We start from the raw sequence: 24,143 nt of genomic DNA, 5'->3' as shown, positions 1-24,143 counted from the left end.
TATTCCCTCGTTTTTTATATAAAGTTTGTTTTTTTCTTAACGCAGAGGCTCGCGGAGGTTTACGCAGCGAAAAGTTCTGGAGGAGGGTTTCCCTCCGTAGGAAACTTTTCAAGAGAGAGGAACGCAAAGCTATCTAAAAAGTTAGATATTTGGTAATAGTCATTGGCAGATTTTTTGTTGTCTTCATGATGGTTGGAGTGTGTAAATTAATCTTTTAATAATCTCTCGATAAACATTCTTTAATTATTGTATGAGTTCATGTTTATTGGTGATTAATTATTTATTAATACCGCAATAATTGAGCTATTTCTATACAAGAAATGGGTAAAAAATATAGTATATGATTATTAACGGCACTTCTGGTGTGGATGAGTTATATGCCAATAAAGATAACCAAGTTTTTGGTTGGGAAGGCGATGATATTCTAGATGCTTCTAACGGTGAAGGAAATAATTTATTAGCGGGTGGTGCTGGTAGCGATCGCCTTTTTGCCAACAATAATGATACCCTCAAAGGTGACGCTGGCGAAGATTATCTATATGCGTTGGGTAGTCTAGGCTTCAATACACTAGAAGGTGGTGATGATAACGATCAGCTGTTTGTAGTCGAGGGTGGAAATAACACCCTGGATGGAGGACAAGGAAGCGATCGCCTGATAGTTTTAGATGGTAGTGGTTACAATACCCTCGCTGGGGGACTGGGAAACGATTTATTAGATGTCTCTAACGGTACAGGCAATAACATCCTCTACGGTAATGAGGGCGATGATATCCTGATTGGTGGAGTCAATACTGACCGATTATTTGGTGGTGCTGGAGATGATTTACTCTTCGGTGGTAGAAGAGGTAGCCAATTAACCGGAGGTACAGGCTTAGATAGATTTTTCCTTACCAGTGCAGCAGTTCCCGAAGTCCCCATCGAAGTATTAGACTTTACTAAAAATGACGATAAAGTTATAGTTGCCGGTATCCCTGAAGTGCGGACATTCCAAGATTTGCAATTGCAGCAGACCGGTGCTGATACAGTTGTCAAAGCTAGAATAAATAATACTGTGCGAGAGTTAGGCATTTTGAGAAACATCCAAGCCAACACTCTAACACCAGATGATTTTGACTACACAACCGCTATTTTCTCTACTACCAACTCTTTTGCCACCGAAGGCACTAGCATCACCTTCACCATTAACCGTACAGCAGATACCCAAACTCAGCAAACTGTGACGGTATCTACATCTATAACCACAGGAGACACAGCTAGTAATACTGACTTTGTAGCCAAAACCCAAACCCTGACTTTTGAACAGGGAGAAACCCAGAAAACTTTTACTGTAGACACCACTCAAGATTTCTTAGTTGAAGCAAACGAAAGCTTTACCGTCAGTTTGAGCAATCCTACTAATGGTGCAATTCTCAGTCCTACAGCAGCCACAGCTAAAGGCACTATCAACGATGATGATAATGCAGATGTCATCATTACCCAGACTGGTAATAACACTATAGTTACAGAAAATGGGACAACTGATAGTTACACCATAAAACTCACTAGTCAACCTACATATGATGTCATTATCAATATCAGTAATGGTCAACAAATTCGTACTAATCCCAGAACTTTGACCTTCACTACCGAAAATTGGAATGTAGCGCAAAATGTCACTGTAACAGCAGTAGATGATTTCCTAGTAGAAGGTGACGGTAATGATACTATTACCCATACTGCTATCAGTAACGATGTCAATTACAATAACATTCTCATAAATCCTATAGAAGTAGGCATCACTGATAACGATATCCCACTATTTCAGAACCCTAACAGCGATATCTTTACCATCAAAGGCAACAGTGACAAAGTAAATCTCCAAGTCACTCTTACAAGACGCAATTCCAATTTTACCAATGAATTAAGCGTCTTTACAGTAGATGATGCTAATGGCACCATTAATGGTATTGCTCCTGGTGCAGTCGGTTATACTGAAGCAGCGCTACAACGTGCCAGAGTAATTTTCTCAGCTATAGCTAACAACCCAAACGGATTTAACTCCAATAATCTAGCTAGTTTGTTGGAATTTAATTCTGGCGATAATTTGAGGTTTTATTTAGTCAGAAATAGTAGTACAGATGCCGTACTAGCAGGAATCACACCCATCTCAGATGTAGTATTGGCTAATTCCTCAACCCAAAAAATTACCAACTTAGGAACAGATGGGTTTTCCTTAGGATGGGAAGACGGATTTGGTAATAATAGTGGATTTGCAGATTTAGTAGTCAAGATTCAGACGACAAATCAAACTTTACCTTTAGGTGCAAATTTACAAAGTCAATCACAGGGAGAATTGATTGATTTACGAGGGGTGACACAATCAGTAAAAGCTGATTTTGTTGTTAATAGAGAAGCGGCTTTCAACAACTTCATCGGCTTCTATCAGGTGACTGATGAGAATGGTGGTATTGACACCAATAATGATGGTTCCGCAGATATTCTCCCTGGACAATCTGGTTATACTCAAGCTGCTGTTAATGGTCGTGTTCCTGGGATTGATTTGGTCGTGAATAACCGAGGAACTGCAACTTATACTGGCACGTTCCAACCCGGTTCTTTATTTGCACCATTCATCATTATTAATAGTAGACCAGAGACAATTTTAGATAACAATCCCAATAACGACCCAGCCGTATATTTTTTATTCTTGGGCGCTAACCGTAATAGAGTTGATCATATTCGTCTATTGGCAAACAATGTCTTTGGCTTTGAGGATTTACCAAATGGTGGAGATAAAGACTTCAATGATATGATTGTGCGAGTCAATCTAAGTATTGCTTGAGATATTAGGACTTATACTTCAATACGGTTCATTTAAGAGAATGGTAGGTTGGGTGGAGCGATAGCGGAACCCAACAAAGTCTTGAGAATGTTGGGTTCCGTTCCTCCACCCAACCTACACCAGTCTAGGTTGTTGCCTTAACTGAACTGTATTGAACTATACCAAGATATTTTTTATCTGGAAGTCCATATACTCGAAATTCACGAGTATTTCGCTCAACCCACCCCTACAAACTTTGGAATTAAGTTAATGTGCGCCTTTGTTGGAGACTCACGTTAAGTTATCAGAATTTTGTGAGAAATCTGGGTAAATTAAAAACCACTACTAAGCAATACAGTTTTCTGCAATTTTAATTGCATACTTAGACATTTCACCTATTCAGGATGAACTTTACACTGCCATCATCATATTTGTGATAAATAAGGACAGTGATATGGCTATTACTATTTTAACAGTCAATACTACAACCGATCAAAATGATGGCAGTGCTGCTAATGGTTTATCTCTGCGAGATGCGATTTTAATTGCTAATGCTAATCCGAATACTGAGTATGAAATTCGGTTAACTGGCGGTGTAACTTACAATCTTACGTCGAACGGGATTAATGAAGATAATGCCCTCACAGGTGATTTAGATATTAAGAGCCGTAATAATGTACTTTATATTGTCTCAGTTGGTGGTGAGAAAGCGACTATTGATGCGTCTGGTTTATTAAATAGCGATCGCGTTTTTCATGTCCTCAATGGTGGTGCTTTAAGTTTACAGAATGTAGTGGTTACGGGGGGCAAGATATCTAATGATGGTGGAGGTATTAGAGTTGATTCTAATGGCTACCTAGATTTGTACAACACTAACGTCAGTGGCAATAGTGCAGAGGGTGGGAACTGGGGTGGTGGTATTTATAACAACAATGGTACAGTCTACTTACGAAATGGTTCTACTATCAGTAACAATCAAGCCCTCAACGGTGGCGGTATCCTTAACTCTGGCACTCTGATTACGATTGACTCCACCATAAGTAATAACAACTCAGGTAGTGGAGGTGGAATCTACAACTTTGATACATTGACGGTAATCAACACTACAGTTAGTAATAATAGTGCAAGAGGCAGTGGTGGCGGTATTCAAGGTAACGGTAGTTTTTCCTCTATTGCTTTAGTTAACACAACAATTAGTGGAAACACAGCAGGAAGCGGTGGGGGTGGTATAGATTCTACTGGGGGCAGCGTCACAAATATACTTAACAGCACGATTACCAATAATACAGCAGGCATTTTAGGAGGAGGTGGAATTAGAGGCAGTGCCAATTTAAAGAACACAATTGTTGCCGGAAATTTTGGTAATTATGATTACCAAGGGACAGGCAAAGATATTCAAGGAACAGTTAACGGTAATAATTATAACCTGATTGGCTCTCTAGCTGGAGCCAGTGGTACTGTAGGCACAGGTACAGATATTGTCAACCCCAACCCCGGACTTGGCCCCTTACAAAATAACGGTGGACTCTCTCTCACCCACACCCTGCTTGCTGGTAGTCCTGCTATAAATGCCGGTAACAATAATTTAATTCCGGCTGATGCAGAAGATATAGACCGTGATGGCGACACGACAGAACCCACTCCCTTTGACCAAAGAGGCTTGGCACGAGTTAGCGGTGGTACAGTAGATATTGGGGCATTTGAGGTACAATCTGCTACCCTGCCAACCATCACCATCAACAATGTTACCGTTACTGAAGGCAACACAGGGACAACCAATGCCACTTTTACCGTCACTCTCTCCGCCGCCAGTACTTCTGCTGTTACGGTTAACTATGCTACAGCTAACGGCACAGCGACAGCAGGTAATGATTACACCTCAAACACAGGTATCTTAACTTTCAACCCAGGGGAAACCAACAAAACTATCACTGTTGCGGTGAGAGGCGATACTATAGCCGAACCGAATCAGACATTTTTCCTGAACCTCAGCAATTCCCTTGGCGCTACCATTGCTGATAACCAAGGATTGGGAACTATCACCGATGATGATGCTAATCCTACAATTGCTATTGCTGATGTGAGCCGGAATGAAGGTAATAGCGGTACAAGTAACACCACATTTACTGTCACTCTATCGGCTGCCAGTGAAAAGACAATTACAGTTAATTATGGGACAGCTAATGGTACAGCGACAGCCGGAAGTGACTACACATCTACAACAGGTACATTAACTTTCAATCCAGGGGATACGAGTAAAACCTTCACTGTTGCTGTAACTGGTGATACAACAGTTGAAGCCAACGAAACCTTCTTCGTTAATCTCAGCAACGCCACTAACGCCACCATCACTGATAATCAGGCGTTAGCAACTATACTCAATGATGACACAGCCACTCTTCCCACTCTTTCAATCAACGATATCACCATTGTTGAAGGGCAAAGCAGTCAAGCAGTCTTAACTGTTACCCTCAGCAGTGCTTCTAGTCAACCAGTCAGCGTTAACTACTCTACAGTAGCTGGTACTGCTACAGCTAATACAGACTATACCAGCCGCAGTGGTACTGTAACTTTTGCTGCCAATACTACCACGGCGACAATTACAATTCCGATCCTGAACGATAATCTCAATGAAGCTAACGAAACCTTGAGAGTTAATCTTTCTAGCCCTACCAATGCAACTATACAAAAAGCTTCTGGCACTGTCACTATTACTGACACTTTGCAAGCTAGTGTAACCACAACCTTAGCGGAGGGGATTGAGAATTTAACTTTACTTGGCAGTAGCAATATTAACGCTACTGGTAACAGTAGTAATAATACATTGACGGGGAATAGTGGGAATAATATTCTGACTGGTGGTAATGGGGATGATACCTACAATTTCAATGCTTCCACACCATTAGGTAGCGATCGCATTCAAGAAATTACCACAGGCGGCAATGATACGATCAGTTTTGCTGGTACAAATAACGCCGCACGCGTAAATTTAGGTACTATTGCCACCCAGACCATCAACAGTAACTTAAAGTTGACCCTATCTGCTAATAATGTGATTGAAAATGTCGTTGGTGGTAATGGCAGCGATCGCCTCATTGGCAATAGCCTCAATAATACTCTGACTGGTGGCAATGGTAATGATGTGTTAACAGGTAGAGGCGGGGCAGATACTTTGATTGGCGGGTCTGGCAATGATATCTTGACAGGTGGAACTGAGAGCGATCGCTTTTTATATAGTAGTGGACGAGCTTTTACTAGTAACGATTTTGGTATAGATATCCTGACTGACTTTACTTCTGGAAGCGATAAGCTGGTTTTGAGTAAAAGGACATTTACGGCTTTAAGTAGTGTTATTGGTGATGGATTGAGTCAAGTATCTGATTTTACCACTGTCGAGGATGATGATTTAGCCGCAACCAGTACAGCATTCCTCGTTTACAGCATCGGTAGTGGTAGTCTTTACTATAACCAAAATGGCAGTGCTGCTGGGTTTGGTACTGGTGCGGAGTTGGTTAATTTGATTAATTTACCTAGTTTAACTGCGGCTGATTTGGCGATCGTTGCTTGATCAGTAATTAGATTTATACCAATTCTCTATGAAATTGCACTAATAAACGATGTAGAGACGTTGCGTGCAACGTCTCTACAGTCTTGATTTTTGAGAAATCAGGGTTTTAAGCCTCAATTACTACCCGTAGATTGCCGCGTTTTCTGGCGACTCGACAAGCAGTAGTACCACCGGAACGCTCAAATTCTAGATCCAAGACTGTAGTGCCAACTTGTAAATTGTGCAATGACAACTTACTAATTGACTCTGGTAAAGCAGGATCGATAATGCGTAAGCAGTTGTTGGGTGCGTCGGGTACGAGATTGACAATCATGTGAATTAATTGAAAAATGCTCCCAGTAGCCCAGGCTTGGGGTGTACAAGCAACAGGATATTGTACAGGAGAGCGATCGCCGTTACGCTCATAACCGCAAAATAATTCTGGGGGACGCAGGTAAGGTTGTTGGCTCGTCATATCAAGCAAACCTTGGAAGATTTCTAAGGCTTGATCAATTAAACCAAGCGATCGTAATCCCATAGCAATCAAAGAATTATCATGAGGCCATACCGAACCAATGTGATAGCCCATTGGATTGTAAGCTGGGGACAAACTACTTAAAGTACGAATCCCCCAACCGTTAAACATATCTGGGGCGCGTAAACGTTCTGCCACACTGTAGGCTCTCTCTGGTGTGAAAATTCCCAAAAGTAGGCAGTGACCAGGATTAGATGTAATACTGTCTACCTGCTTACCTGCACCATCTAAAGCCAAGGCGCAGAAATCCTGGTCTTCGATCCAAAAATCTTGGTTAAAACGCTCCTTCAAGCTTCTGGCTTCTTCTTGCCACCGTTCAAATAAGTCTAGGCGCTTCTTCATCCTAGCGATTTCCGCCAGTCGGGTTTTAGCAGCGTAAACGTAAGCTTGTACCTCACTCAAGGCTATGGAACCGTTAGCTAAATCGCCCTGACGGTCTACAATACAATCACCAGAATCTTTCCACCCTTGGTTATCTAAACCGCGTTTAGATTTGCGGTGGTAGGTGAGATAACCAGTTGGCTGCATATTGCGGTCAATCCATTCCATTGCAGCTAGGGCATGAGGCCATAGTTGCTCTAATGTTTCCCGGTCATGTGTCCAAGAATAGTACTCAGAATACAACATCAACCATAGGGGAGTGGCATCAACTGTGCCGTAGTATGGCGTATGGGGAATTTCCTGACATCTGGCCATTTCTCCCAAACGTAACTCGTGCAGAATTTTCCCTGGTTCTTCTTCCCGCCACTCATCTTCATGTTTACCTTGATAAGCAGCCAGCAACATCAAAGTTTCTTTGGCAATTTCGGGGTTAAGCATCAAGGTTTGGGAAGCTGTAATCAAGGAATCTCGCCCAAACAAAGCCGAAAACCAAGGTACGCCGGCGGAAACAGTTTTGTATTTGTCAAAAGATTGACGTAACAAATACATATCTTGTTCAGCGCGTTCAATTACCAAATTGAAGATACTTTTATCGGCACGAATATTAGTAATTTTCTGTACCCAGTTTTGTTCTTCCATCATCTCGGATGCTTTGGCTTGTACTAAAGTTACAGCCGCACTCACCCTAGAACTAGAGTTGTTATTGGTGAACATATTCAGCCGATAGCCCAGCTTTTGGGTAGAGTGAGAGGGCAACTCTAAGCGCCAAATTGCTGTGTAACCTTTAAAATCGTCTGGTTGGCGATGCTGGAATTGGATACGAGATTCCATCACCGAACCATCTAGTCCTTGATAGGCTAAGGTTAAAGACTGTTCTTTGTGGGCAAAATGCTGGGTTTGTACAGCACCGTCACCATCAGCTACTCCATCCTCAGCGATTGGTTCTACTAGGCGTAAAAGCTTACCCCGTTTGTCTCTGTCATAACCCCGGACTTCAAATAAATCGACAAAATCAGCATCAAAACTGATACTAAGTTCAAAAGCAACAGTCGTTGTGCTGTAGTTAGCTACTTCGATTTCTTCAAATAAAGCGCCATTCAGTACCAACTCCCGGCGAATACTCACGCTATCAGCCTTCATGCGTTCGTCGATTCTGGGATTAGTACACAAAACCGACAAAGCGAAACCTTTTTCCGCAGTACTACTGAGAAGCACAGGCGATCGCCCATCAATTTGTAACTCTAATCGGTTGAGAAATCGTGTGTCACAGCAAAATAAACCCATACTGGGGTTGCCATCATTCAGAGAACAACCAGAAATATTCCCAATTGTGTCTGTAACTAAAAATAAATCATCATCCTTAACCGTCAGCGTTGGCTGTGGTCTTTCACTCACTACACAAGGCCATTCGGGAATCGGTAATTGATCGGCGGGGATAAAAGTTTTGCCATCCAAGAAGATTTTATCCGGGTTAGTCAGAGTATCCGGTGTCATTAGTAAAAATTCCGTGTACAGGTCTAAATTTTGGCGATCGTATCAGCGTTAGTCGGGAGAATATGCTTGAGTGAGAATTAAGCCAATGGACTCCTAGCCTTGGGAAAATATCAGGGGTGGTAAGTGTGGGATTTGTCAAAACAGAAAACCTATACCCCTAAATTTTTTGTCCATAACTTTGAATTTGTGCCTTCATAGGTAAGTTCTATCTAGAAAACTCTGGCGAGGCATTGGAGCCAAATTATCTTGATCTTTACATCATGCTGGTGGATAATCAGACCTCAAACCACATTACAAATCTTTATAAATTTATATTGTTTGCATCTTAAGTCAAGCCTGAAAAATCAGAGTTTTTACTTGACTTATCCCTAAATCAAACAAAAAAAGCTAGCAGAGTAGCGAATATTCAACTACGATACAACATTATTTTATGTAAGGCTGGAGGATGCCTAGTAATTTTTGGAGTTCGGGTTTTGAGCCAAGAAACTTGCCAACAGTGTAATAGGAGAGCTGTTCGAGAATGTATATTGGGCTTAGTAGCCTAATTTAGGAAAAATTACGATGTAAATAACTGCATAAACAAAACTGGAATGATGACTAAACTAGCTATGATCTGTCTATACCCTAGATCAGCCAAGGTTTGGACACAAAATTCATTGCTGTCGATAGTCTATTAGTGATTCTATGTTCTTTAATGTGTACACAAAGTTTTCAGCACTCTTATCAGGAATCAGCAAAGTGTTGCAAATGCCTTGATAGAAGTATGATTTAACATTAATTTACAAATCGCAACACTTTCGTTTACTTGAGAGTCCGTTGTAATTTGTACAATGCAGCTGTGACGTGGATCTAGTTCAGATTGGGCTTCTTTAAAGATATTCATGAGCATTTCAACTTCCGTGCTGAGTGATCTGCTACAGTCCCTACCTTACCTGCGGCCTCAGCTATATTTCAAAGCTTCATTGACGGCCCTTTCCCACGCGATGGAAGATCAGGTGTTGGCTGCGACTTTAGACCAGCCTTTAGTGATTGCTAGCTTTCAAAGAGAGAGATTCTATCGCCAAGAAGCTCATCGCTATCAGCGATTGGCACAACGTAGTAATCAAATATACGTTCTATCTGCACCGGAAACTGATTTTGCCAATAGCTCGGAATACTACGAAAAAGTAGCATTTGAGCCTGATGATGCTTTGAGTCAAGAGTGGCATTTGGTCGTAGTAGCTGACAATTATGCTACTTGCTTGGTCTGTAGGGAAAGCCTGGGTTCGATCGCCAAAAATCAGCAAATACCTGAGTTTAGTCCTGGCCTAGATATGGATGCAGGGCGACGCTTTGAAGGTATTTGGACATCTGAAAGGGGAGTAAGTATTAAAGCTGCCCAACTGCTATTAGATAGGATTTTGGTTTATCGACCAGACTTAGCAAAAAAAGTGACAAAGGCTTGCCAGCGATTTGGCATTGGCGAAAAGAAAATTTACTCCAACGCTACTAGTGTTCTGACTGAATATGCTTGTGATATTGATACTGACCCTTTTGTGCAGCGCTTAGTGACTTACCTGCAAGCTAGTCAGTACAAGTTACATAAAGCTTACCGTTCAATTGCGGCTCAAGCACGAAAAGAACGTTTAGTCAACTCAATTAGTACAGCAATTCGGCGATCGCTTGATCCCCACCAAGTATTACAAATCGCCGCCCAAGAATTAGGACAACATTTAGGAGCTAGTCGTTGCCTAATTTATCGCGCCCAAGCCAGTGATGCCCAAGCTGTGATCGAACATGAATTTTTAACCCCTGGGACAGTCTCAATTAGTGGTCAAACCTGGGAATTAAAAAACAATTCCCTGTTTAAAGAGGTGGTAGATCATGGCGAAGGTGTTTGTGTCACCGATACCTTAAATGACTTCCGGATTACAAATTCCCCCACATTGTCCTTAATTGCCAAAAAATTGGCGATTCGTTCTTGGTTAATCGAACCAGTCGTATTTCAAGGGAGATTATTAGGCATTGTAGAACTGCATTATTGCGCCCTTCCGCCCCACCAATGGCAGCCAGGAGAATTAGATTTAGTAGAAGCGATCGCCACCCAAATTGGAGCCGCCTTAATTCAAGCAGAAGCTTACGCCAACCTGGAAGAACTCAACCAACAACTAGAAGCCCTAGACCGTACCCGCAGCAACTTGATAGCTATTACTGGGCATGAACTCCGCACACCTTTATCCACAATTCAGGTGTGCTTAGAAAGTTTAGCTACCGAACCAGATATGCCCGTGGAATTGCAACAGGTAATGCTGAATACTGCGTTGTCGGACTCAGAACGGATGCGAAAACTAGTGCAGGATTTCTTGACTCTCTCTAACTTAGAAAGCGGTCGAGTGGAATGGCATCCAGAATCCTTAACCCTGCAAGAGTGTATCGATTTAGCCCTTAGTCGTCTCCGCATCCGTCCTGGAGTCGAGAAACCACCAGCGATTAAAACCCAAATAGACGGAAACTTACCCTTGGTAAGAGCAGACGGTGATTGGCTAGTAGAAGTGTTGGCAAAACTCGTAGACAACGCTTGTAAATTCACACCCACACAAGGGGAGATCAAGATTAGTGCCACTCACAATGGTAGTCAAATGGTAGAAGTCACCGTAGCCGATACAGGACGCGGTATCGAGCCAAATCGCTTAGAAATAGTTTTTGACCGCTTCTACCAAGAAGAAGGGGCATTAAGGCGCACAGCAGGGGGTACAGGGCTAGGTTTAGCAATTTGCCGCCAAATCGTCAACGGTTGGGGTGGCGCAATTTGGGCAGCTTCCACAGGTAAAGACCAAGGTAGCCAATTTCATTTCACTATCCCCATCGCCCAAAATAGTCAAGAAGAAAGCTGGTCAAAAGTTAAAAGTCGTTAGTTGTTTGACCAATGACTAAAAACTGTTACAGACTATAACGCGATCGCAATATGATGGTGATGGCGGTGTTACGATGCCCTAAAAACGTTGAGAGAATACCTTATGGCAGAAACACTTTCTGGTAAAACCCCCCTATTTGCTGGCAGCACTGGTGGCTTGCTCACAAAAGCAGTAGAAGAAGAAAAGTATGCTATCACCTGGACTAGCCCCAAGGCGCAAGTTTTTGAACTGCCCACAGGTGGTGCAGCTACTATGCACGAAGGTGAAAACCTCCTGTATATCGCTCGGAAGGAATATGGTATCGCGCTAGGCGGTCAACTCCGGAAATTCAAGATCACCAATTACAAAATTTACCGGATTTTACCAAGCGGCGAAACCACTTTCATCCACCCAGCTGATGGTGTATTCCCAGAAAAAGTCAACCCAGGTCGTGAGAAAGTCCGTTTCAACGCCCGCAGCATTGGGGAAAATCCCAATCCTTCACAAGTGAAGTTCTCTGGTAAAGCTACCTACGACGCTTAGAAACTAGGGAATAGGGACTGGAGACTAGGGAAAGCAGGGGGCAGGGGGCAGGGGGCAGGGGAGAGAAACTTCTCTAATACCTGATACCCATTACCCAATCCCCAATCCCTAGTACCCAATCCCCATTACCCAATCTCCAAATTGCCGATGATTTTCCCCAATTTCTCCGAATTTTCTCAGCTAGCTTTGCAAGGTAATTTTGTGCCGGTGTATCAGGAATGGGTGGCAGACCTAGATACACCAGTTTCCGCTTGGTACAAAGTTTGCGCTGGAGAGCCTTATAGCTTTTTGCTGGAATCGGTAGAAGGTGGGGAAAAGATTGGGCGTTATAGTCTGCTGGGGTGTGATCCTTTATGGATTTTGGAAGCTAGGGGTGAGACGACCACTCAGACAAACCGTGATGCTTCTCAGGTTGTGTTTACAGGTGATCCATTTACAGCTTTAGCCGATTGTCTAGCACCATATAAACCAGTCAAGTTACCCCAACTACCACCAGGAATTGGCGGTTTGTTCGGTTTTTGGGGTTATGAATTAATTCGTTGGATTGAACCGCGTGTACCAGTGCATTCCCAAGATGAGCGCAACATTCCTGATGGATTGTGGATGCAGGTAGACCATTTGTTAATATTTGACCAGGTAAAGCGGAAAATATGGGCGATCGCCTATGCTGATTTACGTGATCCAAATGTAGATTTAAAAGCAGCGTATCAGCAAGCGTGCGATCGCGTCACCCAAATGGTGAGCAAACTATCTTTGCCCGTATCGCCACAAAAAACCATATTAGAATGGACACCCCCAGGCAGCCAAAACGTGGGGGAAACACAAGAATATACCAGCAACTTCACTCGACCGGAATTTTGCGCCAGCGTCCAAAAAGCCAAAGAGTACATCAAAGCGGGTGATATCTTTCAAGTAGTCATTTCTCAACGCCTTTCCACCCAATACACCGGCGATCCCTTCTCTCTGTACCGTTCCCTGCGTCAGATCAATCCCTCGCCCTACATGGCGTACTTTAACTTCCAAGACTGGCAAATCATCGGTTCCAGCCCCGAAGTGATGGTAAAAGCGGAACTGGATGGAGATGGTGAAGCAGTAGCCACAGTTCGCCCCATTGCGGGGACTCGTCCACGGGGTAAGACAACCAAAGAAGATGCAGAATTAGCCGCAGATTTACTCCAAGACCCCAAAGAAATCGCCGAACACGTCATGCTGGTGGATTTAGGACGCAACGATTTAGGGCGTGTTTGTGCCAGTGGGACTGTAAAAGTTGATGAATTAATGGTGGTGGAACGTTACTCTCATGTAATGCACATTGTGAGTAATGTTGTAGGGAAATTAGCCGCAAATAAAAACGCCTGGGATTTATTAAAAGCCTGTTTTCCCGCCGGCACAGTTAGCGGCGCACCAAAAATTAGGGCGATGGAAATCATTAATGAGTTAGAACCCAGTCGGCGGGGTGTGTATTCTGGGGTGTATGGCTATTACGATTTTGAAGGGCAATTAAATAGTGCGATCGCTATTCGGACAATGGTAGTCAGAGATCACACTGTAACGGTACAAGCTGGTGCAGGTTTGGTGGCTGATTCTGACCCAGAAAAAGAATATGAGGAAACTTTAAATAAAGCTAGGGGACTTCTCTTGGCAATTCGCTGCTTACGCTAGATACAGCCCTAGTATTTGAGTTCTTAAATATACATAGGGTGATCGGCTCATGGTTTTGGTGGGCAATGCCCACCCTACTAAATTTTTTCCAGCCCCTAAATTTATTTATGGGGTCCTCCCCAGCCCCTTGTCCTCTTCCTTGCTACCTCCCAACAGTCAACAGCTATAGCTGTCGCCAGTAGTGTTAGGACATCAATAGATGATACAACCGAGACACAAAAAGACTTTTCACCCAGTCCCCAGTCCCCAATCCCCAGCTATACATCTAAAAATTTTCAGATTGCAGCGATCGCACCAAAACTGTGGCAGCATTCTGAAGTATCTTGATTCTCAGGCATGAGTCAAAAATTCAGAAGCTGCAATATTAATGTGTCAACTACTGGGAATGAATTGCAATGTGCCAACAGATATCTGTTTTTCCTTTGAAGGATTTTCCGCGCGGGGAGGAAAGACAGATCATCACAGTGATGGTTGGGGAATTGCTTTTTTTGAAGGAAAGGGATGTCGAATATTTTTAGATGCTAAACCCTCTATAGATTCTCCGATAGCCGATTTTGTGCGATGCTATCCCATTCACTCTACCCATGTCATCGCCCATATTCGCAAGGCAACCCAAGGTGAAGTCGCCTTAGAAAACTGCCATCCTTTCCGCCGAGAACTCTGGGGAAGATATTGGGTGTTTGCTCACAACGGTAATTTACCTGACTTTCAACCACCAATACAAAGTTTTTATCAAGCTGTCGGTCATACTGATAGTGAAAAAGCGTTCTGCTTGATATTAGAAACACTGCGGCAAAGTTTTCCCGAAGGTAAACCCTCCCTAGAAAAACTGTATCCTGTATTGCAACAGGTTACAAAAACATTAGCGGCAATCGGTGTTTTCAACTATCTACTATCTGACGGAGAACATTTCTTTACCCATTGCTCAACCAACCTAAGTTACATAGTCCGTCAAGCACCTTTTGCGGCTGCACACCTGATTGATCAGGATATGACTGTAGATTTTAATGAATTGACAACACCAAGCGATCGCGTTGCTGTTATTGCCACTACGCCGCTTACAGATAACGAAGTTTGGACACCAATTCAACCAGGAGAACTGTTGGTCTTTCAGGATGGTTTGCCACTAAGGCATATATTCAATTAAGCATCTCATCTATTACAGATTGATTTTGAGAAACCGTTAAATCAGAGTTAAAAATCTTACGAAGATACTGTAATCATCACTTAAGTAACTACTGAGTGCATGATAGTTTAATAGTGCATTTTTGTCCAAAAAATTCAGATATTTTTTCTTTTAAAGCTCGGTGTTAGCACCCATGATTGCTAATTATGAAGAAAGCTATCTTGTATTCAAGTAGGTAATCATAAAAACACCATGAAAGCCATACAAGAATATCTGGAAACAAAACAAAAACTGTTGGCCGAACACAGTTTATTTCGGGACTTAAAATTGGGTGATTCTAAGTTAGAAGATTTTGCCAGAATGGCTTCTAGTGTCGGCTTTTGGGTAATGTCATTTCAAGACTTATTGAGAATTAATCTATCATTCATTACTGATGAGGAATACTATCAATTTATTAGAAAACACCTCATGGAAGATATCGGTCATGATAAATGGTTTTTATATGACCTAAAGGCGTTAAATACGGAACAGCCAAATTTGCAGGTTCTCTATAATCAATTCCATACTCCTGTGCGTGATGCAACGTTTTTACTCATGTCAGAAGTATTTCGTGCTAACAATGACTATGAAAGAATAACTTTAATACTTGCACTAGAATCGGCAGGTCATGTTTTTTTTGAATGTGTTGCAGACTTTATTAAAGAAAATAACTGTGACACATCTCTTAAATACTTTTCCAGTCATCATCTTGGCGTTGAAAAAGAACATGAGATTTTCGAGACAGGAATGCAGGATTTAATTGGAAATATACAGTTAAATCATGAGCAAAAAATACATCATCTCAAGATGATTGATCGTATATATGAAGCTTTTGATCTGATGTTTGATGGCCTAGCCATTGCGTTATCTCCCTCCGCAGCATTGATGGTCGCTGTTTCGTAGAGCGTAACAACAGTAAATTAAAAAACTAGGAGGCCTTATGGAAAAGCTTAGTGCTATCAAAAAACCTGACATTAACGTTGCTGATGCTTGGGAACAATATTGGAACAAAACTTTAGTTAATTCAACTCCGGTTTTGTGGGATGCCAATGTAGAAAGAGCTGTAGTCGTTGATTTACCACGGTTTGAATTATTATTTAATCCCGAACTCCCACTCATTGACTTTGCTTGTGGTAATGGTACACAAACTAAGTTTCTCTCGCAATTTTTCCCTAGAGTGATCGGATTGGATGTTTCTAAGTCTGCGCTGGAAATAGCAGCTAAGGAAAACACTGCTGCAAATATTTCATATCGCCTTCTTGATGGTTTAGTACCCGAACAAGCTGCACAAATACATTCGGAAATCGGTGATGCCAATATTTATATGAGAACAGGTTTTCACCACATTCCCGTAGAAAAAAGGGAGTTGCTTGGTCAATCTTTACGCATACTTCTTGGTAAACAAGGAGCAATGTATTTAATTGAATTAGGTACTGGCTGTATTGACTTCTTTAACTCACTCTTGGAAAAGTATGGACAATTACCATACGAACTATTGTTAGTCATGGAACACGGCATTAGACCAGGGATTTTCACAGCAGAAGATATTGAATTATATTTTCCTGATTTTGAAATTCTCAGTCAGGGTGAAGGCTTATTCCAAAGTATTCATAAACTACCTGATGGCAACTACGCAACACCACCAGCATTTTGGGCAGTAATTAAACACCGCTAAGGAACTTCCAGATAAAAATATCCAAAATGTAGGGTGCGTCAGTATATATCGTACTGACGCACCCTACCAAATCGTCAATTCCGGATAATTTATTTTTTGGTGTTCTCTAATACATCTAGAAAAATCCGATTTGATTCTTGTTAGATTAGCCTGCGCTTGCACATATAGATGTTAACAGCCCTTATTAGTAGTTATGCAATTTGGACGCGCATTAGCTTATACCAATTTAAAACAAGAATGCGACAGATATACAGACCCAAGCGCTTGTTCTGTCTTGATTCTTAATTTTGTAATCCTGCGGATAACCAGAAAGGTATTTTGTAGCTTTAGCTTTTTGTAGGGTATTTTGAATTGGTATTACCATGAGTGAACAAAAAATCGATGCTCAAGGGGTGAATGTAATCCAAGATCAGAGTCTTGTGTCGAGCGTTATTACTGACTTTGGCAATCTGATTAAAGGTAATACTCTTGGCATTATCCAACCTCACAATATTGAGGAAATCAGTTCAGCAATAGAATTTGCCAAACAACAGAATTCACGACTCAAAGCTCGTGGTAAAGGTTACACGCAAAGCGGACAGTCCGTGGCTCAAGATGCTTTCACCCTTGACCTGACGCGACTAAACCATATATCTAAAGTAGATACCGTGACGCAGGCGATCGCTACTGAAGCTGGGGCAACATGGCAAGATATAGTTACCACAACTATGAAATTCGGAATGCTTCCCTGTGTTCTCCCCCTCAACTTGGAACAAACAGTAGGAGGGCTACTTTCCACAGGCGGTATTGGTAGCACTTCCAAAACTTATGGCCCCGTCGTTGCCAATGTGATTGATTTGCATATCATCACCGGGAATGGTGAACATATCCAATGCAGCCGCACACAAGCACCAGAACTCTACCATGCAGTTTTAGGTGGTTTAGGAGGATGCGGCATTATTGCCAGCGCCACATTAGCACTACGGAAAACTAAAAAATACATTCGTACTTTTCATCTACTTTATGATTCTCTGAAAGCCTGGATGGATGACCATGTATTGTTAAGTAGAAATCACCAAATAGAGCATTTAGAAGGATTCTGTTGGACTTCGGCTAAAGGTATTCGTCAAACTACTAATGGTAAAAGTTTCTTTGCCCATTGGCTTTATGGACTACAAGTTGGCATTGAGTATGATGAGGCAGCACCATCTGTAAGTGATGTATTACAAAACTTAAATTACTGGCAGCTTTTCCATACAGAAGATGAAGAAACTGTGAGTCATGTTTTTCGCTACCAACCCCGCTTTGAAGTTATGCGGGCAAGTGGTGGATGGAATCAAGCTCACCCTTGGATAGAATGTTTCATTAGTGCTGAAGCCTTGACCGAAATCTTGCCAGAAATTCTGGATATGTTACCGCTAAGCTTGGGCGATGGACACAGAGCCATCATGGTTGCATCTGATAACCTACCTAGCTTATTTATGATGCCACCAGCCAAGAATATTCTTTGTTTTGCAATTCTCCCTATGGCTGTTCCAGTTGGAGATACCAAAACTTTTGACGTGTTAGCAAAAGTTAGTCAAATACTTCTCAGTGCAGGAGGAAAACGCTATCTCTCCGGTTGGCTTGGTAAATCAGATTTTGATTGGCAACAGCATTATGGTACCAGTTATGAGACTTGGGAGACTATGAAACAACGGTATGATCCAAGTCATATTCTCGGCTAGTAGAGTTTTTAATCTGCTGTAATTTTGTTAGTAACTGAAATTAATGGGAATCCTAGACATATAGCAATCCTAAATTAGGTGATGTACAACTTATTTTTTAAATCTGTTTTCATAACTTACTTTCCTGGGTTGGCACAAGACCTATAAGGGAATAAGTTGGGGATTAGGTTTGAGATCAGGTTGTATATTGCCTTAAATCATTATTGAGAATTAGAGATTATTCCCCTTTAACTCTTCCTTAGTCAGAATTAAGAAGGACAGCGTTAGCCAAGAATTAATTTCTCAAAACTCATTGAGGATAGCCATAACAATAATTTGAGTCTAGGAAGAAGAACGTGGTAATTTCCCATAATATTCAAGTATCTGGCTACAGAATTTTAGAACTTGCCCATTCTGGAGCCAACACTAACATCTACCGCGCTACAAAAGTGGATGGTAACACTCCCACCATTCTCAAAGTCTTAATAGACAATTACTTTTCTCTAGAAGCAATTGTCAGATTTAAACACGAATATTCTATCTCTGCTAACCTTGACCATCCAAATATTGTCAAGGTTATCAGTTTGGAAACTCATCACAAACGATTAGTAATAGTATTTGAAGATTTTGGTGGTATTAGCCTCAAACATTATCTTTATAACCATCAGCCTTCTTTGCAACTGACTCTTCAAGTTGCCATCGCCATCACCCGTGCTTTAGTCTACATTCACGACAATAAAATCATTCATAAAGATATTAAACCCGGCAATATCATCATTAAAAATTTAGGAACCAGGTTACAACAAACGCCAGAAGTCTTGTCTAACTTAATTATTAAACTCACTGATTTTAGCATTGCTTCCCGTTTAAAAAAGGAAACGCCACAACTTATCAACCCCAACCAGCTAGAAGGAACACTAGCTTATATGTCGCCAGAACAAACGGGACGGATGAACCGTAACCTAGATTACCGTAGCGACTTCTATTCATTGGGAATTACACTTTACGAAATGCTGACGGGACAATTACCGTTTAACAGCAGTGAACCCTTAGAATTAGTACACGCTCATATTGCCAAGGAGCCGACACCCATACAGCAGCTAGCTGCAAACGTACCCAATGCTGTTGTCGGTATCGTCCACAAGTTAATGGCTAAAAATGCAGAAGATAGATACTACTCTGCTCAAGGATTATTGGTTGATTTAGAACAATGTTTAGAACAACTTAATCATACAGGAGCGATCGCTGATTTTACTCCAGGTCGTCTAGATGTTTTCTCTCAGCTAATTATTCCCCAAAAGCTATACGGACGAGAGACCCAAGTTGAACAACTACTCCTTTCATTCGCACGAGTTAGCCGTGGTAACAGTGAGTTAATATTAGTATCCGGTTACTCCGGTATTGGTAAAACTTCCGTTATCAATGAAGTTAATAAGCCCATCACTCAAGTTAAGGGATATTTTATTAGCGGTAAGTTTGATCAGTTCAAGCGAGATATACCTTATTTATCCCTCGTTCAAGCTTTTTCTTCCTTAATGCGCCAACTCTTAACAGAATCTACAGAAAGACTAGAAATGTGGCGCAGCAATATACTGCAAGCAGTTGGTAGTAATGGAAAAGTAATTATTGATGTCATACCAGAAGTCGAATTGATTATTGGTAAACAACCAGAAGTATCTCAACTAAGTCCTCATGAATCACAGAATAGATTTAATCAGATTTTTCAAAGTTTTATTCAGGTTTTTTGCTGTTGTGGACATCCATTAGTTATCTTCTTAGACGATTTGCAATGGGCAGATTCGGCAACATTAAACTTGATGGAGTCTTTGATTTGTGACCAGACGATTAAATATTTACTAATAATTGGAGCATATCGTGATAATGAAGTTAGCAAACTTCATCCTCTAATCAGCACTATTGAAGAAATTAAAAAATCTGGCATTATTATCAACAACATTGAGCTACAACCGTTGGATCTAGCTAATGTAGTTCATTTTGTTCAAGATACCCTACATGATAATACTACCCGATGCTATCCTTTAGCTACACTTGTTTTTAACAAAACTGCGGGAAATCCTTTTTTTATTAATCAACTACTCAAGGCATTACATCAAGAATCACTACTTGTATTCGATTTTAATATACAGCAGTGGCAGTGGGAAATTGAGAAAATTATTACCGTTGGTCTTTCTGATAAGAGCGTAGTTGAATTAGTGTGTAGCCGCATTCAATTATTGCCAGAAAAAACACAGAAAATATTACAGTTAGCAGCTTGTATTGGCGACAATTTTAACCTTTATGTCCTATCATTAGTAAATGAAAAATCGGTATTTGATACTGCACATGAGCTTGATGATGCTCTGCAATGTGGTCTTATTTTACCTTTGAGTGAGACATATCGTATACCCCTACTATTTGACGCTCAAGATGATATTTTATTTGATAGTAAACAAATCCTCTATAAATTTTTACATGATAGGGTACAACAAGCTGCATATTCGTTGATTCCTGAGAATCAAAAAAAATATACTCACCTTAAAATAGGTCGCTTATTGCTTAACAATATCCAAGAAAAAGATATAGAAAACCATGTTTTTGATATTGTGAATCAGTTGAATAAGAGTGTTGATCTTGTTATTGATGATTCAGAAAAAAATAGACTAATAGAATTAAATTTCATTGCTGGACATAAATCACAACAGGCAACAGCCTATGAACCTGCTCTTAGTTATTTCATGATGGCTATAAAACTTATAGGTGAATCATCATGGTTAACTAATTACAAAACTATCTTGAATCTATATCAAGAAGCAACAGAAGCGGCTTATCTCTGTGGACAGTTTGATAAAATGCAGGGTTTGGCAAATGTTGTGATTAATAATGCTCATAACTTACAAGAGAAAACCAAGGTTTATAATCTAAAAATTCTGACAGCTATAGCTCAAAAACAGTTGCAAGAAGCTTTGAGTCTTGGCTTGAATTTACTGAATCAACTAGGAATTAATTTTCCAGAAGAGCCGACTGATGATTTTGTTAATCAAGTGCTACTAGAAACCAATTCCTTAATCCCTAGAAATAACATTCAAAGTCTGCTGCACCTACCTGAGATGACTGATGTTAACTCGTTGGCTGCTATGGATATTTTAGATACAATTTCCACTGCTGCTTATTCAGCTTCTCCCAAGCTGATGCTGCTGATTAACTTGTCACGAGTGAAATTATCTTTAACTTATGGAAACTCTGCTTCTTCTCCCATAGCTTATGCAGCTTATGCGCTGATTTTGTGCGGTGTAATTAATGATAGTGAATTAGGTTATGAATTAGGCAAAGTAGCACTGGATTTAACAGCAGATTTAAGCCCATTTATCAAGGGCAAGATTTTATTTTATGTGAGTAACTTTATTTTTCATTGGAAAACCCATCTTAGAGAAACTCTACACTTTTCTAAAATGGGAGCGAAATACAGTCTTGAGGGTGGAGATTTAGAATATACAGCATGGTTTTACCAATTTGGGTGTTGTTCTTTATATTGGCAAGGTGAGGAATTAAGTAATCTAAAGCAGAAAATAGAAAACGCCAATTGTGCTATTCGTCAAACAAAACAAGAACAACCATTAAGTCATCAATATATGCTCTATCAAGTTGTTGTAAACTTGATGGATAATTCTCAAGATGCTTGTTGTTTAATTGGTGAAAATTATAATGAACAGGAATCTCTCACACAATATGAAATTGTTAATGACTACTTAGGGATTTACTATTTTCATTTATATAAAACCATTCTGAATTATCTATTTGGTCAGCATGAGCAAGCCAGGATTCATGCAGGTATAGCGGCTCAAAATATTAGTGGTGCTACGGCACAATTTGTTGTGCCTATCTTCTACTTTTATGATTCGCTGACACAATTAGCAATTTATACTAATGAAGCCGAATCTGGGCAACAACGTATACTTACACAAGTACAAAATAACCAGGAGAAGATGAGAAAATGGGCGGAATCCGCTCCCATGAATTTTTTACACAAATTCTATTTAGTCGAAGCAGAAATATATAAAATTCAGGGCAAAAACTACCAAGCTATGGATTATTATGACCGTGCTATTACTCTTGCTCAAGAACAGGGTTATATCCAAGAGATGGCGATCGCCAATGAACTAGCTGCTATATTTTACTCACAATTGGGTAGGACAAAGCTAGCTAAAAGCTATATGGATGAAGCTCATTATAATTATATAAGTTGGGGGGCGATCGCCAAAGCCAAAGACTTAGAAAAACGTTATTCTAATTTACTCACGAGAACAGGGACGCTAACCCAATCACATATTACTCTTACTAAAGGATCTACAACTTCCACAAGGAATCTATCTCTAGATATTTCCACAGTGGTTAAAGCCTCTCAAGCACTAAGTAGCGAAATAGTTTTAGAAAAATTACTAGAAAAACTTATGTTTTTAGCTAAGGAAAATGCAGGGGCGCAGAAGGTATTTTTTATTGCTAAAAAAGATGAAAAATTAGTTATTGAAGGCTCATTAATGGAGGAAGGAATTATTAAAACATTACAAGCCATACCCATTACCAATAGTCAAGCATTACCAGCCTCTGTAATTAATTATGTAAAAAGAACTCAGGCACCTTTAGTTTTAGATGATGTAACTCATGCTGAAGATTTCAATAAAGACCCTTATATTATCAATTATCGACCAAAATCAATACTTGTATCACCAATTATTTCCCAAGGGAAACTGACGGGAATTCTATATTTAGAGAATAATCTCACTAGTCATGCTTTTACTGAAGATAGACTAGAGGTATTACAAGTTTTATCAGCACAAGCCGCTATTTCTCTAGAAAATACGCGTTTATATTTAACATTAGAAACGCGGGTTCAACAGCGAACCCAAGAACTAGAGGATAAAAATCATCAATTACAAACTATTCTGGGGGAGCTACAACGTACACAAGCCCAATTAATTCATAATGAAAAAATGTCTTCACTAGGGCAATTGGTAGCAGGTGTAGCTCATGAAATTAATAATCCTATCAATTTCATTTATGGTAATGTAACTCACATCAAAGATTATAGTAAATCCTTACTAGATATTATCGATTTTTATCAAGCAGAGTACCCAGACTCTCAAGAAACAATTCTGGAAATAGCGGATGAATATGATATAGACTTTATTAAAGACGATATGCCAAAGCTGCTCACTTCGATGAAAAACGGAGCAGAACGTATTCGTGATATAGTTATATCATTACGCAACTTCTCACGATTAGATGAGTCAGCAATTAAAGAAGTTGATATTCATGAAGGTATCGATAATACCCTCATGATTTTGCAGCAAAGGCTACCAGATATTCAAATTATCAAAGAATACGGCGACTTACCTAAAATTACCTGTGATGCTAGTCAAATAAATCAAGTTTTCCTGCATCTGCTGACTAACTCTATTGATGCCCTATTAGAAAGAAAAAATAAATGTAAATCATATCACGGTCAAGAAATAAGTTTTAGTCCAACAATTTGGATTAGTTCAATTGTAGATGATACTAAACAAGCAGTTATTCGCGTTACGGATAACGGGATTGGCATCGATGGTAATATTATAAGCAAAATATTTGACCCGTTTTTTACCACTAAGCCAGTTGGTAAAGGTACAGGTTTGGGTTTATCAATAAGTTACCAGATTGTAGAAAAACATCAAGGAAGTTTGGAGTGTCTGCCATCATTAACAGATGGAACGACTTTTATAGTCAAGTTGCCAATCTCCTTAAAATAG

At 40.5% G+C, this 24,143-nt stretch carries 11 protein-coding genes; 10 read left to right on the top strand and 1 reads right to left on the bottom strand.

Annotation, left to right across the window (positions count from 1 at the left end):
• The first annotated feature begins 340 nt into the window (after nucleotides 1-340).
• Both GSQ19_RS03415 and GSQ19_RS03410 read left to right on the top strand, forming a co-directional pair.
• Nucleotides 341-2,821 carry a DUF4114 domain-containing protein gene (locus GSQ19_RS03415; protein ID WP_011321388.1) on the top strand — a complete coding sequence of 827 codons (2,481 nt, stop codon included), beginning with the start codon at nucleotides 341-343 and terminating at the stop codon, nucleotides 2,819-2,821.
• A 433-nt stretch (nucleotides 2,822-3,254) separates the two neighbouring features.
• Complete coding sequence (locus GSQ19_RS03410; RefSeq protein WP_011321387.1) at nucleotides 3,255-6,368, top strand: beta strand repeat-containing protein; 3,114 nt, start codon at nucleotides 3,255-3,257, stop codon at nucleotides 6,366-6,368.
• 106 nt (nucleotides 6,369-6,474) lie between these two features.
• On the opposite strand, the gene GSQ19_RS03405 is transcribed toward GSQ19_RS03410, so the two are convergent.
• A complete protein-coding gene (locus tag GSQ19_RS03405) occupies nucleotides 6,475-8,757 on the bottom strand; it encodes an amylo-alpha-1,6-glucosidase (RefSeq protein ID WP_011321386.1) in 2,283 nt (760 codons plus the stop codon).
• An 881-nt stretch (nucleotides 8,758-9,638) separates the two neighbouring features.
• On the opposite strand from GSQ19_RS03405, the gene GSQ19_RS03400 reads away from it, so the two are divergent.
• The 8 genes from GSQ19_RS03400 to GSQ19_RS03365 all read left to right on the top strand — a co-directional run bounded on the left by GSQ19_RS03400 (nucleotide 9,639) and on the right by GSQ19_RS03365 (nucleotide 24,143).
• Nucleotides 9,639-11,651 carry a DICT sensory domain-containing protein gene (locus tag GSQ19_RS03400; RefSeq protein WP_011321385.1) on the top strand — a complete coding sequence of 671 codons (2,013 nt, stop codon included), beginning with the start codon at nucleotides 9,639-9,641 and terminating at the stop codon, nucleotides 11,649-11,651.
• 102 nt (nucleotides 11,652-11,753) lie between these two features.
• On the top strand, nucleotides 11,754-12,173 hold the full coding sequence (locus GSQ19_RS03395; RefSeq protein WP_011321384.1) for a photosystem I reaction center subunit II PsaD: 420 nt from the start codon (nucleotides 11,754-11,756) through the stop codon (nucleotides 12,171-12,173).
• 147 nt (nucleotides 12,174-12,320) lie between these two features.
• Entirely contained in the window at nucleotides 12,321-13,835 is a 1,515-nt protein-coding gene (gene trpE / locus GSQ19_RS03390) for an anthranilate synthase component I (RefSeq protein ID WP_011321383.1), read from the top strand.
• 367 nt (nucleotides 13,836-14,202) lie between these two features.
• Nucleotides 14,203-14,982, top strand: coding sequence for a class II glutamine amidotransferase (locus GSQ19_RS03385; protein WP_011321382.1), 780 nt, complete (start codon nucleotides 14,203-14,205; stop codon nucleotides 14,980-14,982).
• A 231-nt stretch (nucleotides 14,983-15,213) separates the two neighbouring features.
• Nucleotides 15,214-15,903, top strand: coding sequence for a hypothetical protein (locus GSQ19_RS03380; protein WP_011321381.1), 690 nt, complete (start codon nucleotides 15,214-15,216; stop codon nucleotides 15,901-15,903).
• A 37-nt stretch (nucleotides 15,904-15,940) separates the two neighbouring features.
• The gene (locus tag GSQ19_RS03375; protein WP_011321380.1) at nucleotides 15,941-16,675 is read left to right on the top strand and encodes a class I SAM-dependent methyltransferase; all 735 of its coding nucleotides are present in this window, start codon (nucleotides 15,941-15,943) and stop codon (nucleotides 16,673-16,675) included.
• 362 nt (nucleotides 16,676-17,037) lie between these two features.
• Nucleotides 17,038-18,381 (top strand): FAD-binding oxidoreductase, encoded by a 1,344-nt coding sequence (locus GSQ19_RS03370; RefSeq protein ID WP_011321379.1) that lies wholly within the window; start codon nucleotides 17,038-17,040, stop codon nucleotides 18,379-18,381.
• Nucleotides 18,382-18,716: 335 nt separating this feature from the next.
• Nucleotides 18,717-24,143, top strand: coding sequence for a trifunctional serine/threonine-protein kinase/ATP-binding protein/sensor histidine kinase (locus GSQ19_RS03365; protein ID WP_011321378.1), 5,427 nt, complete (start codon nucleotides 18,717-18,719; stop codon nucleotides 24,141-24,143).

The sequence above is a fragment of the Trichormus variabilis 0441 genome, assembly GCF_009856605.1.
Classification (GTDB): domain Bacteria; phylum Cyanobacteriota; class Cyanobacteriia; order Cyanobacteriales; family Nostocaceae; genus Trichormus; species Trichormus variabilis.
Note: the sequence above shows the minus strand (reverse complement) of the source record. Positions and strands in the feature narration are given on the sequence as shown.